This is a genomic window from Paenibacillus wulumuqiensis (genome assembly GCF_000971965.1).
Taxonomy (GTDB): Bacteria; Bacillota; Bacilli; order Paenibacillales; family Paenibacillaceae; genus Saccharibacillus; species Saccharibacillus wulumuqiensis.
In genome coordinates this window covers 1-13238 of the sequence record NZ_LAQP01000013.1, presented here as the reverse complement: position 1 = coordinate 13238, position 13238 = coordinate 1, and the positions used below count along the sequence as shown (strand labels likewise).

12 protein-coding genes are annotated in these 13238 nt (G+C 49.4%); 4 read left to right on the top strand and 8 right to left on the bottom strand.

The window, feature by feature from the left end; translation table 11 throughout:
• Nucleotides 1–17: 17 nt before the first annotated feature.
• The 5 genes from WH45_RS14950 to WH45_RS14930 all read right to left on the bottom strand — a co-directional run bounded on the left by WH45_RS14950 (nt 18) and on the right by WH45_RS14930 (nt 5248).
• On the bottom strand, nt 18–1313 hold the full coding sequence (locus WH45_RS14950; RefSeq protein ID WP_046215238.1) for a DNA polymerase IV: 1296 nt from the start codon (nt 1311–1313) through the stop codon (nt 18–20).
• A 127-nt stretch (nt 1314–1440) separates the two neighbouring features.
• Nucleotides 1441–1869 carry a hypothetical protein gene (locus tag WH45_RS14945; protein WP_046215237.1) on the bottom strand — a complete coding sequence of 143 codons (429 nt, stop codon included), beginning with the start codon at nt 1867–1869 and terminating at the stop codon, nt 1441–1443.
• A gap of 25 nt (nt 1870–1894) precedes the next feature.
• A complete protein-coding gene (locus WH45_RS14940) occupies nt 1895–2752 on the bottom strand; it encodes a hypothetical protein (RefSeq protein WP_046215236.1) in 858 nt (285 codons plus the stop codon).
• Between the two features lie 22 nt (nt 2753–2774).
• Nucleotides 2775–4382: a HEAT repeat domain-containing protein gene (locus WH45_RS14935; protein WP_152663570.1), complete on the bottom strand. Its 1608-nt coding sequence runs from the start codon at nt 4380–4382 to the stop codon at nt 2775–2777.
• 302 nt (nt 4383–4684) lie between these two features.
• Nucleotides 4685–5248, bottom strand: coding sequence for an Imm50 family immunity protein (locus tag WH45_RS14930; protein ID WP_162198448.1), 564 nt, complete (start codon nt 5246–5248; stop codon nt 4685–4687).
• A gap of 175 nt (nt 5249–5423) precedes the next feature.
• Here WH45_RS14930 and cimA point away from each other — a divergent pair, with 175 nt between their 5' ends.
• On the top strand, nt 5424–7043 hold the full coding sequence (gene cimA / locus WH45_RS14925) for a citramalate synthase (protein ID WP_046215233.1): 1620 nt from the start codon (nt 5424–5426) through the stop codon (nt 7041–7043).
• A 410-nt stretch (nt 7044–7453) separates the two neighbouring features.
• A complete protein-coding gene (locus WH45_RS22910) occupies nt 7454–8095 on the top strand; it encodes a M67 family metallopeptidase (protein ID WP_052723801.1) in 642 nt (213 codons plus the stop codon).
• A 33-nt stretch (nt 8096–8128) separates the two neighbouring features.
• Here WH45_RS22910 and WH45_RS14915 read toward each other — a convergent pair whose 3' ends face one another.
• The 3 genes from WH45_RS14915 to WH45_RS14905 form a co-directional block, all read right to left on the bottom strand.
• Entirely contained in the window at nt 8129–8860 is a 732-nt protein-coding gene (locus WH45_RS14915) for an exonuclease domain-containing protein (protein ID WP_046215232.1), read from the bottom strand.
• The gene (locus WH45_RS14910; protein WP_200897708.1) at nt 8857–9930 is read right to left on the bottom strand and encodes a DUF294 nucleotidyltransferase-like domain-containing protein; all 1074 of its coding nucleotides are present in this window, start codon (nt 9928–9930) and stop codon (nt 8857–8859) included. Before WH45_RS14910 ends, WH45_RS14915 begins: the two co-directional genes overlap by 4 nt.
• 94 nt (nt 9931–10024) lie before the next feature.
• The gene (locus tag WH45_RS14905; protein ID WP_046215230.1) at nt 10025–11416 is read right to left on the bottom strand and encodes an ammonium transporter; all 1392 of its coding nucleotides are present in this window, start codon (nt 11414–11416) and stop codon (nt 10025–10027) included.
• 481 nt (nt 11417–11897) lie between these two features.
• Here WH45_RS14905 and WH45_RS14900 point away from each other — a divergent pair, with 481 nt between their 5' ends.
• Nucleotides 11898–12332 (top strand): MerR family transcriptional regulator, encoded by a 435-nt coding sequence (locus WH45_RS14900; protein WP_046215229.1) that lies wholly within the window; start codon nt 11898–11900, stop codon nt 12330–12332.
• A 31-nt stretch (nt 12333–12363) separates the two neighbouring features.
• Nucleotides 12364–13041, top strand: coding sequence for a zinc metallopeptidase (locus tag WH45_RS14895; protein WP_046215228.1), 678 nt, complete (start codon nt 12364–12366; stop codon nt 13039–13041).
• Nucleotides 13042–13238 lie beyond the last annotated feature (197 nt).

Below are 13238 nucleotides of genomic sequence, written 5' to 3'. Positions count from 1 at the left end.
GACCAAACGATTCCTTTCTATAAAGAATCTTCTTCCCCGGTAAAACGCTGACCGTCCCGCTGCAGTGAAGTTCCCCTGATCTTATGATTGCGGATCAGCACGGAAGGATCATTGCCGAGCATGCCTGCCGTCAGCAGTGCACTCTCGCCGAATTTATCCCGCAGCTGGTCAATCACTTCGTTTAGCTGTTCCTTTTGCGGCTGGCGCTCATAATCGAACAGATCGAGCTGGACAGCCGCTTCCTCGCGGGGCAGCAGATTTTGCAGGGTCACACCGAGCAGTCGTACAGGTCCTTTGCCAGCCCAGTGCTTGTCATACAGGGCGCAGGCTTCATGATAAACCTCCTCAGTCGTCTCTGTCGGTACCGCGAGCGCTCGGGAGCGGGTAATCGTCTTCATGTCCGGTGTGCGGATCGTAATCTGCACAGTCCGAGACATCAGCTTCTGCCGCCTCATCCGCCGGCATACCTGATCGCTCAGATTCAGCATGACCCGTCTTATATCCTCCAGATCCTGTATGTCTGCCGGCAGAGTCGTCGTATGACCAATGGACTTGTTCGGCTCATGATCTGGTTCTACAGGAGAATCATCCACTCCATTCGCTGCCTGCCTGAGCCAACTTCCCTGAATGCCGAATCTGGCCTTCAGCCTCGCCTCATCAGCAGCAGCCAATTGTCCGATAGTACGAATCCCCATTTCCCGCAGTTTGGCAGCAGTCTTGCTGCCGATACCGAACAACTCTCCACATGGCTGCTCCCACAGCAAACGGGGCACATCCCGAATACGGAGAACGGAAATACCGTTTGGCTTTTTCATATCCGAAGCCATTTTGGCCAGCAGCTTATTCGGTGCAATCCCTACCGAACACGGAAGCCCCAATTCATCTTGGATACGCCGCTGCAGTTCGGCGGCAATCTCCAGCGGCGTCCCGAACTGGCTGGAGCCTGTAATATCCAGATAACATTCGTCAATGGAGGTTGCCTGCAGCAGAGGAGTATAGCTGTAGGCAATGTTCATAAAAGCAGAGGAATACTTGCGGTACAGATGGAAATTCGGCTGGATTACAATGATATTCGGACACTTCTGTATCGCCTGGCCGACCAGCATCCCGGTTTTCACCCCCCGCTTGCGGGCTTCGTAGGAAGCGGTAACGACGATGCCTTTACGCTGCTCTACACTGCCGGCTACCGCTGTCGGCTTTCCTTTGTACTTGTCCGGCTCTTCAGCGGCATGTACCGAACAGTAAAAGGCGTTCATATCCACATGCAGAATCACCCGCCCGCGTGCCGGATAATAGGCTTTATTCCCGTTCATCGCTTCCCCCTTCTCCGGACCGGCATCCTGCCTGGTGTAACGGCTGATCACATACGCACAAACGTTCTATTTTATTATAAAAAAAGAATGGCGATCTGACAATCAACTTTGACAGTTATGCACGTGATTACTGTTCGTCCATGATAAATTCTTCGTAATATTCCAGACGATCAAGGGAGAATACGATCACCAGACGGTCCTGCGGTATCTTTTTCCCATGGAATCCACCCAGGCAGATACCCAGCTTGCGGAACAACATATATCCGCTCCCGCCCCGCACTGGCTCGTCATAAGCACTCAGCTTGGCAACCACTTCTTCATCACGAAACAGGTCGATACCTTCATGGAAAATTTCCGCTTCTTTCCGGTAAATGCATTCGGTCAGTTTTTTGTGCGTATAAATCAGTTCCAGTGGTCCGTACGTCTCGCGAATCTGCTTCATGATCGTATCGTTCACAATATCATCCGGCAAACCGGCAATCTGCTTGATCTGGGCCGGTGTCATGCCAAAGCGATATTCATTTACACCCGTATACGGTTCAATAATCAGCTGCATCGTAATCCTCCTCATTCTGGTCAATTTATGTCCAGCTCTGCATTACACAATCTGCATACTCATACATACGATCATAGAGAACAGAATGCTCACCCAATTGGAGTATCCGCTCGGCGGTATGCAATTTGGTGGCAAATGCTTCCGTCAGGCTGCCTGCTGCATCCTTGTCCTCCTCAAGGCTGCGTAGCTGCTGAAGCTCTCCGATCAGCCCCGCCTCCTGACCCAATCCGGCATCCTGCAGCGCAGTAATCAGCTGCTGGGACTGATGGCGAGCATCCAAGTTGTCCAGTGCTGTCAGCAAGCCATTCATGTGCAGTTCGGTATCATAGTCGATCAACAGCAGTATATTACGCACGGCAAGCGGCAGTCTGTCCCAGCTGCTGCGGATCTGTTCTGCATGCGGCTCTCTGTACATGATTCCGGCAATCTGCTCAATCCACTGCTCACCTGTCTTCACACTGGATTCCGGCAGCAGCGGCTCGTACCATTCTCTTTGCATCAATTGTTCATCATAGGCATACGGATATATCCGGGCTTCCACAATGTGCCGGTTCAACTCGGGACTGCGTCGGGCGGACGAAGTTCGTTCCTGCAGATCCACACGCTCCAGCTGATCCATGACTGTGCCGGCGACACGCGGATTTGGTTTCATCAGATAATCCTGCTGACGCTCGCGAAAAGGATGTACCTCCAGCACCTTGCCAAGCAGGCTGTTCAGCGACTCGCTGCCTGCATAGAGACCCGCTTCCGGATCGGTACATTCGAACTTGAGAAACATGATCGCCTTGTTGAGTGCCACAATTTCCGCATGGTTAATCTCAATCGTCCGGGGCGACTCTCCTTGCTGGGGCTCCAGTCGATATTTATTAAAGTATTGTTCCATCCTGCTATTCTCCTTTACCCTGTCATGAAGTAATCATCCAGCGCAGCAGATGGACTTTTTTACGATCCATCATTCGATTGCACGCTTCCAGCTTACTCAGCAGGATCTGTGTCTGCTCCTCGGAAGGACGATTCCAAAATGAACGGCTGGAAAGGTGTATCCAGTTATTTAGCTGGCGACCAACCTCATGCTGAATCCAGCCAGCACGTGTCTGCATAAGAATATCGAGCAGCCCATCCAGCTGTGTCCATCCGCCAAACGATGGCAGCAGACGCAGCATATTGCGCTGCACATGGATACGGGTATTTTCTGCAATACCATGGACCAGTTCATCTTTTTCCAGCAAATACACATGTTTCTTCAAAGCCTGGGCCGCTTCCCTGGATACTCCCGGATGGCTGTCCATCAGTCCCTGTCGGATCAGCTCTCCATATGTACCTGCATCCAACTGTGCCAGACTGCGGATCACAGCTTTTCTGACAGAAGCTACCGAATGATACGCATACTCCGCGATAATCTGGGCATCTTCTGCCTGACCCGTTTCTCCGAGTCCATACAGAGCTGCTGGCAGCAAGTGCTCATCTCCTGACCAGATCGTATCCAGGTAGAACTCTGTATAAGATACCTTTTCCATCCGTAACAGATATCTGCGTGCCACCTCGCGCACGATAGCATTGCGGTCCAGCAGACCCAATTTCAAAAAAGGCACTGCTTCTTCCGGAAACCGGTAAGCCAGCAGTTCAAGGCCTTCACGCCGCACTGCCGGGAAAGAATCCTGCACCATAAGCAAAACCAGCCTCTTCAGCTCTGAACCGGACAACGCTTTCCCCGTCTGCCGGGCCGCCCATACTCGTATGGAAGCATCCTGATCATACAGGCTTTTCTCCAATATTTCTGCCGGTACGGCTGCTCTCGATTCCAGAGCCATCTGCAGACAAAAGCGCCGAATATCCCGATCCGTCGATGTCATTCCCTGCTCCAGCTCCGGCAGGCATTCCGGCTCGCGCAGCAGATCATATACCGATTGTAGTAAGGCTTCATAGCGGTCTCTGCTGCAATGTTCCAGACGTTTTACCAATGCAAGATTGCGAATAAATATACCTGCATTATGCGTATGAATACGCTGCTTTAATGCTTTGTACGTATGAAAACGAATTGGGGATACCCAGTCATTCAGCCGGATTAACAGAAATGGAATCTCCGAACCGTCATGAAATTCGGTAATCCGCTTCAACGCCGCTTCCCGTACATAGCCGTTCCAGTGAAAGCTGGCCATAATAATTTTGACCGGATGTACCGAAGCCGGCCACTTTTTAATATTTTCCGTTGTTAAATGAACCCATTGACTGGCGTTTTCCGTGAAGCCATAAGGAAGGTATTCGCGCATTTTTTCACTGAGCCACACCAGATCCGTTGGTGGACAATGCTGCAGCAGTTCACTGATCGTATTCTCGGCAGCCATCTGCAGTTCCATATCCGGGGACTCCAGAAAAGGGGTGAGATACGGAATCGCTGCAATCTCTCCGGAACGCCGGATTAATCCGATCCACTTGCTGTTCTGCTGTTTGTACAGTTTGTTGATGCATACCTGCACCTGCTGGGACAATTCTCTTCTCGGTCTGAACATCATGCCGACCTCCTCACTTCGGGTCTATCTATATTACATCTTAACCTTTACTCAAAAGGATCATATCGTGATACAACAGTCTCTGTCTGTCTGATATAAGCTAAGCATTTGCACCCTGGTATACCATGTCCCAGGATGCGCGCATGCTTCATCTATTTCATCAGATTCTATCCATTCATGAGATTCTATTCATTCATGCTTTATGGAAGCCCAATTATCTATTACTCTTCATCAATAGCGATAATCATCTGCTGTCGATGACCCACTCTACATATACCACAGAAATCTAATGGCTCCACTCGAACTTACTTCCGCACCAATTCCGCCTGAATACCACCGCAGAAAAAGCTGCCGGACAATCCCTGTGCCGCTTCGATATCCACGACCATATCGGTACCGTCATAGCGGAAATCAACTTCCGCAATCACATTAAGACGTGCATCCGGTGGGGAGAACTCGATATCAAAAGCTTCCAGAAAAGTCAGCTTCACCTCACGGTCGGATAATGGCTCTGCCAGCTGAATCGTCAATTCCACCTTGTCCTTGCCGATATCATAGCCGGTAATAATTCCTTTTTCAAAATCCGGGAAATGTCCCAATTCGGCAATGATGTCCTTGCTGCCGCGAATGGATACGGTCGGCGAAAAGGCCAGCTGAATCACCGTCTTGCCTCCCCATGTCAATTCTTCTTCGCTAATGTACAACGTAATCTGCTCCGCATCCAGATGACGTACGCTGCCCACTACATAATCGCCTGCCTGCAGCATGACGATATCATGCAGATCAAACGGCAGCGGCTTCTCCAGCTGATACCGGATCGTATATTCCTTGCCATTCTGTTCTACCTTCTCTATTCCCACTTGCATCATTTGTTCCTCCATTCCCTTGGATCGCTATGTACAGGCTGTATATTTGGCAAATTTATCGTATACCTGACATTTATCCAATGCTATAATAACGAATTATACTAAAAAATAAGGCATCTCTGACACCCGCAATAAAATGTTTTTGAATCTTGGTCCAATACAAGGGGGATTCCACATCATGTCCACATCCATATCGATTTTCGATACGACGCTTCGTGACGGTACGCAGGGCGAAGGCATCAGCCTGTCTGCCGACGACAAGCTGAAAATCGCCAAAAAACTTGATGAACTCGGTGTACATTATATCGAAGGCGGTATTCCGGGCAGCAACGGTAAGGATATTGAATTTTTCAAGCGTGTACAGACACTGGGGCTGAATGCCAAGATTACCGCATTTGGCAGTACACGCCGCAAAGGAAGTTCAGCACATGACGATGCCAACCTGCAGCGCATGGTGGAATCCGGTGCACAGGCGGCGACACTGGTCGGCAAATCCTGGGACTTTCATGTCCACACTGCACTTCAGACGACACTGGAGGAGAATCTGGCGATGATCGCCGACTCCATCTCCTATCTCAAACAGCAGCAGATGGAACTGATATTTGATGCCGAACATTTTTTTGACGGGTATAAAAACAATCCCGAATATGCGGTATCCGTACTAAAGGCTGCCCATGCAGCAGGTGCAGACTGGCTGACCCTCTGCGATACGAATGGAGGCACGCTTCCCCATGAAGTGTATGAAATCGTCTCCAGACTGACCGTTGAACTGAATGGCGCTTCACTTGGCATTCATACCCACAACGACTGTGAATTGGCAGTTGCCAATACTCTCAGTGCAATACAGGCCGGAGCGCGTCAGGTGCAGGGTACGATGAACGGTTACGGCGAGCGCTGCGGCAATGCCAATCTGTGCTCCATCATACCCAATCTGCAGCTGAAGATGGATTATTCCTGCATTACCGATGAGCAGATTGCCCAGCTGACCAATACGGCACGCTACATCAGCGAGATTGCCAATGTGCATATGCCGGTGAACCAGCCGTATGTCGGTAATGCTGCCTTTGCCCACAAGGGAGGCATCCACGTCTCCGCCATTTTGCGTGACTCACGCACTTACGAACATATTGAACCCGAGCAGGTCGGGAACAAGCAGCGCATTCTCGTCTCTGAACTGGCCGGCCAGAGCAATATCCTGTCCAAAGCCAAAGAGATGAATCTCGAACTTAATCCCGAGAATGAAGAAACTCGCCAGATCATTGGCAAAATCAAGGATCTGGAGCATCAGGGATACCAGTTTGAAGGAGCGGATGCTTCTCTCGAACTACTGCTGCGTGAAGCCAATGGGGAGTTCAAGGAACTATTTGTTTTTGAATCGTTCAAAATGCTGGTTGAGAAAAACGCCGGCTCCGCTGTTGTCTCCGAAGCTTTTGTCAAAGTACGGATCGGTGGGGAAAGCATCTATACCGCTGCCGAAGGCAATGGCCCGGTCAACGCACTTGATAATGCGCTGCGTAAAGCACTGGTCGAATATTACCCGAGTCTGCGCGAAATGCATCTGTCTGACTACAAAGTCCGTGTATTGGACGAAGCCGATGCGACGGCATCCAAAGTCCGCGTACTGATTGAATCCCAGAATTTGCAAAGCACCTGGAGTACCGTCGGCGTCTCCGCCAATGTAATCGAAGCCAGCTGGGAGGCGCTCGTCGACAGTATCCGTTATGCCCTGCTTGGACAGCAGCTGCCGGATCAGAGTGACCATCAGGAATCCGCTGCCCACGGAATCGTGAATCACTAATGCAGTGAGTCGCTGATGAACCTGTTTTGTCAGCAGCGCACTGTAGCGCTTCATAGTGCTATAGTATGCTTACCTTCTGAAGTATTACTTTTCCAAGTGAGCAAAAGGGACCTTCCGTCCACCTCCTTTAATGACTACTATAAGATAACGGACAGTCATTTCTAGTCCGCTTCTGTAGGTAAAGGCAAGGCGACGGCAGGGTCCTTTTTTCCTGTGAATTGGCAATTACTATTATCAGTACCGTAGAGTCCGAAGCCCGTCAAGCACAGGGCACAATCAATGGATATAGCGAGCGCTGTGGCAATGGCAACCTGTGCTCTACCGGGCTGATGGCTTCACTTCCTACTTAACCAAATAAAAAAGAGACCCTCTGTCATCCAGAGAGTCCAAGCAAAGAGAGGGTACTACACATGACAGACCTTTTGAGCAGGGAAGAAAATAAGATCATCCACCTCGCTTCCACTGCCCTGAGACAGATCGAAGCGCATATGGTCTCCTCACCTGTCGCAGAAGTCTGCGGGGTGCTGCTCGGTAAAAAAGCAGCAGGCGGCATGCATATTCACTCCTACCGGAGGCTGCGCAACGTCGCACCGGACCCGCTGCATCATTTTTCTTTTGCACCGGAAGAATGGATTCCGTATTGCTGGGATAGTGAACTGATCGGCATCTTCCACTCTCACCCGTTCACCTCACCGGTGCCATCGGTAACGGACAGAGAACAACTGCCAGCATTCGCTTCCATGATCTCTGTCTATCTGATCGGTTCGTCCGTGCCAGGGTCCGGTATTGATTATGAGCCTGTTCAGACTACGGAAAGGATAACAGAGAAGATAGCGCTTGCTCCATCGCAGCCTTTTTCCACCTCTCATGCTCACTTGGTTAATCAGTCAGCAGTGAACGGCATCCATTCTCTATGTGATATAAGCTCACTTACAAGCCTGTATATCGGTGCCTACAAAATAGGAAAGTATCTCAGCTCACCGCCCAATAGCGCGGACACCCCGCAGCCTGATTTGTATATGCTGGAACCCGCTCTTCTGCAGATTGATTAATATCCGGTCAGACCTGTATATCCTATCCATCAGCTAGAAATTACACAGATAAGCGTACAGATCCTCCAGTGTATCCACCTGCTTGTGACGCATTAGACGAAGATATTCCTTCCACAGAGAAGCGGTCATTTTCGCATCCTCCAGCGCATGATGGCGCATCGTAACAGGGATATTCGCTTCCTCCAGCACTTCATCTAATCCGTAACTACCAAGTGAAGGCTTGAGCCATTTGGCAATCATCATCGTATCCAGTATGCGGTGGTTCAATTGAATCTTGGATGTTCTCCATAATGCTGCATTAAGGAAAGCTTTATCATGTCCCGTACCATGCGCAATCAGCACTGATCTGCCGGCAAAAGCCATAAAATCATGCAGACCGTCGATCAACGCTGGCGCCTGATCCGTCATTTCCTGGGTAATACCGGTCAGAGCCGTAATATTGTCAGGTATTGTTATTTTGGGATTTACAAGGGTATAAAATTCATCCACCTGCTCATCTCCAATCATCTTCACTGCACCAAAAGATAAAATTTCATCCCCATGCTGTGCATGGAACCCCGTCGTCTCCAGATCGAAAACGACGGTCTCCAGCCGACTGAGCGGCAGATGCAGCACTTCGGTGCGACGCTGTTCACGTGACAGAGAACGTATAAAAGCCATCTGCTGTGCAGAAGGTGCACCAAAGACCGAAGCAATCGCAGACGGCACACCGCCGCTGCGCAGACTCCGCCAAAAGCCACTTCCGGTTTTCGCAGGTTCTTTCATAAGCCTCTCCTCTCCAGAAAGCGTAATTGTCGCTGAAGTACACGATGAGCTTTCTTGACTGTTCCCAGACCGTCTCGTAATTCATGAAAAAATGGCCGCTGCCGCCAATCCTTTTGCAGCATGAATCCACTGCTTATATACAGTCCGTCCAGCTCACGAACCGGTGTAGAATTACGCATACGAAGCGCCGTCAAAAAGGCTTCCTGCATCATCTCCAGCAGAGCCAGTGATGCCGCCTCCAGCTGAATGAGCCGCTCCAGCCTTTTCAGTGTCGACGATTCATAAATGCCATGCTGGATCGACAGACAACGGGATGCATTGACCAGTGGAATGTAGATCCCGTATTTGACATCAAAGTCACCCGCATGCTCTCCAAACCGCTCGGGTACAATCTGTCCCAGCACATTCAGCGTTGCCTTGTGCCGAACCGTATTGCGCAGTACAGCGGCAGGCAGCGACGGCGTCTCCCGAATGCCCTCATAAAAGTATTCTTTCCAGCTCCTCGCCAGCTGCTTGTCTCCATACATATGGCGCATATCAGAAGCAATAATCCAGTTGCGGACCGGTTCCCAGCTCAGGTCTGATCGCCAAAGGTCCAACTGCGCACGCCAGTCGCTCAGTGTCCTGCGCCACATCGGTTCCGAGCACATCACTTTGCCCCGGCATTTCTCATACCCGGCCTGCTCCAGAATATCCGCGAGTCGGCTGCCGAATTCCGTGAAATAACGCTCCTTGTCTTCATGTTCATCATCGCTAATAATAAGTCCGTTATCCTGATCGCTCCAAAGCGTCTGCTCGCATCTCCCTGCACTGCCAAAAACAATAAAAGAATAAGCAACAGGAGGCGGACCGAAGCCCGCCTCAAGTAATTGCTGTTCACAAATGACAACTGCCTGCTGCATCACATAATCATGCATCTCGTTTACCGTCTTGACCCAGCTGCGAATATCCGCCTGCGGGAGAGACTGGTAAAGCGTACGCTGCACCATAATGCGCTTATTCCTTAACGTTTCCGCCGAATCGCTGTCCATCAGATCCGACAGGGAGAGATCGAGAAATGACTCCTTCATCGGCTTCATCTCCCAACACCTGTATTCTATGATGTTCTGTTCCTTCTGAAAGAAGTTCTTCTATATGAAGCCCTTCTATAATAAAGCGACCGTATCAGTTACTCGCCTTTTTGCGGTCCACTTCACCCAGTGCCTTCATTTGCTCGGGATAGCCATAAGAACCGTGCTCGCTGATATCCAGACCCATCATTTCCTCTTCTTCAGTAACACGAATGCCGCCTGCAGCTTTCATAATGCCCAGAATGATTAAGGACAGGACCAGTACAAATGCGAGCGTACCGACCATACCGAGCAGCTGAACGCCCAGCTGGTGGAAGCCGCCGCCGTAGAACAGACCCGGTGAACCTACGCCTGTTTGCTCTACCAGCTCAGGTGTGGCGAACAGACCTGTGGAGATCGCTCCCCACATACCGGCGATACCGTGTACGGAGAATGCGTAGATCGGATCATCAATACCCGCTTTTTCAAACCATTGCGCTGTAAAGAATGTCACCACACCAGCGACCAGACCGATTACGACCGAAGCCCATACATCGACAAATGCACAGGAACCGGTGATCGCTACCAGTGCCGCCAGTACACCATTCAGCATGCTTGGAATATCCGCCTTGCCAAGCACCACCCAGGAGATTAACAGTGCAGCGACACCGCCTGCTGCTGCTGCCAGATTGGTCGTCAGTGCTACATAAGTGAAGAATCCGCCGTTTGGAGACAATGCGCTGCCCGGGTTGAAGCCCATCCAGCCAAACCAGAGGATAAATACACCAACAACTGACAGTACCTGATTATGACCTGGGATGATGTTGGGTTTGCCGTCTTTGTTATATTTGCCAAGACGCGGTTTCAACAGGATCGTCGCTGCCAGACCCGCTGTTGCACCGGTTAAATGGACAACTGTCGAACCTGCATAATCCTGCATGCCCATCGTAGCAAGCCAGCCGCCGCCCCATACCCAGTGAGCGATGATTGGATAAATAACAATAGTAAATAAAAATCCGAATACGATATAGACACTCAGCTTGGCGCGTTCAGCGAATCCGCCAAAAGCGATCGACAGCGATACTGCCGCAAAAGCCAAATGGAACAAAAACATCATGGAGATGGGAATATCCAGTCCGGATAATGCGCCGTACAGACTCTTCATATCTTCGCCGTTCAGGAAAAATCCCTGATAGCCGAAAAATCCGTTACCGTCTCCGAAGCCCAGACCAAATCCGAAAGCCCAGAATCCGATCAAAGCAATACCGAGAGTCAGAATCGTCTTGCCGGCTACGTGCCCGGCATTCTTCATCCGTACCGACCCTGCTTCCAGCAGTGCAAAACCAGCCTGCATGAACAGCACCAGAGCAAAAGCCACGAATACAAAAAATGTGTCCAGGTTCATGGATACCTGCTCTGCCGTAACTTCCTCCGCTGCAAAAGCACTAAACGGAAATGCAAGAAGGGCTGATGCCGCTAACCCCATAACGGCCCATTTTTTTCTCATTTAACCCACTCCCTTATGTAATGTTACTTCACATATCGTGAAATCCTTAATGTCATTATAATCAGATTAAAACATCAATGACAAGAGTTAATTTGCAAAAGCATGAAAATAGTTTTGTAAAGCTTCCATCCTCGTTTACCTGCTAAATATGTATATAACAAAAATATCCATTTTATACCGAGGAATTAGTCATAAGCAAAATATTTTTCTTTATTTCACCTTTTATTTACTTAGGATTCAGCTATTTTTAAGCCATTTCTGTTATCTTATATATAAGTTATTTAATATACTTTTATATCATTAGTTTTATATGGCGTTAGAGACGAGCAATATGCTGTTTCCTGCCTGCAGTTACAGGGTATTTTTCACTAAGTATTACGTTTGACTGTATGGTTTAAATTCCTGTAATATAGGCATTAGGATTCAGCAGTGTTGAATCCTCGTTTACATGACCACAAACGGGGGTGGATACGTTGGGAATATGAAATTGTACCGTATTGGAGAACTGGCAAAGCTCGCCGGCCTGAGTGAACGAACCGTAGATTATTATACAAAGCTCGGTTTAATCGAGCCGGAAAGCCGTTCATTAAAAAACTATAGACTCTATGGTTTTGAAACTTTATCACGATTGGAACGTATTACAAAGTTAAAGAAGGATAAGTACACCCTTGAGGAAATCAAGGAAAAACTGAACGCCTGGGACCGGGTGACAGATGAAGAACAGGTTACCCAGCGCCTGACCGAACTTGAACTGCATATGCTGCAGCTCCAGCGTGAGGTGCGTGAACTGGAACCACTACTTCAACAAATGAAACCCAATCAGGCCAAACGTGCTTTCGTTAATTTGATTCCTCAGAGTGCTGCTTGCATTGAAGCTTTGAAATTCCTGCTTGGTCAGGGTTCAGGCTTGATGTAATCCGTTCTACATTAATATGGAGGAATGATACATGGCTGCACTATTTTTGGTATTAACACTTGTTGCTTTCGGCTTAACCATCTGGGCACAGTTCAGAGTTAAGGGAACATTCAATAAATATGCTGAAGTTCCCAATATGAATGGAATGACAGGCTACGATGCCGCCCGACATATGCTGGACAGCAACGGTCTGTACGATATTCCGATTGAACCTGTACAGGGCTCTCTCACAGATCATTATGATCCGGTACACCGTGTTGTACGTCTGTCCGAGCCGGTCTACTATGGTAACAGCATCTCTGCTGTTGCGGTTGCGTGTCACGAGATTGGTCACGCGATTCAGCATAAGGAACATTATCCGATGCTGGCCCTGCGTCACCGGATGTTCCCGGTCGTTAACTTTGCTTCCGGCATTGCACCATTCATGCTGATGGCAGGACTGATCTTCAGTTCCATGAATCTGCTTGGACTGGGAATTATCTTCTTCTCCGCTGCTGTAGCTTTCCAGCTGGTTACACTGCCAGTTGAGTTTAACGCCAGCAACCGGGCGCGTGATGTGATGGTAAGCGAAGGGTATGTAAGCCGTGAAGAAGAACGCAGTGTAGGTAAGGTATTAAATGCTGCCGCGCTGACTTATGTCGCTGCTGCCCTGCTGTCCGTACTGGAACTTGCACGTTACCTGTTCCTGTTCTTCGGTAATCGGGATTAACCTATTATACAGACCTTGCGTAATACTTGTATTTTGATTGTTAAGCAGACTGTCTCTGATGACTGTTCCTGAATAGGACTAGGCTATCTGCTGACAGCAATATGAAAAGCCTTCCTGACCTAGTTGGTCAAGCCCCTATTTTGTAGACAGTTAAAAAAGCCCCATCAAGCAAACTGGCGTCGGTACTCTACCGGCGT